1 protein-coding gene is annotated in these 229 nt (G+C 62.0%); it reads left to right on the top strand.

Annotation, left to right across the window (positions count from 1 at the left end; translation table 11 throughout):
* Positions 1 to 37: 37 nt before the first annotated feature.
* Positions 38 to 229 (top strand): response regulator (locus AC0IYH_RS34340; RefSeq protein ID WP_471838971.1); only part of this gene is annotated, 192 nt, incomplete at its 3' end.

Genomic DNA, 229 nt, shown 5'->3' with positions numbered 1-229 from the left:
CTGTTTTCATGCGCGGCAAGCGCGGAGTAAAAAAGTAATGGCGATCAAGGTTCTGTTGGTGGAAGACGATCGCGCCCTGCGTGAAGCATTGGCTGACACGCTGCTGGTGGCGGGCCATGACTACCGGGCGGTCGGTTCTGCCGAGGACGCCTTGGAGGCGGTGGAGCAGGAACCCTTCAGCCTGGTGGTCCGCGACGTGAACATGCCTGGCATGGACGGCCACCCGTTG

This window comes from Pseudomonas sp. AC463, assembly GCF_979253585.1.
This window is presented reverse-complemented; position numbering and strand designations above follow the sequence as displayed.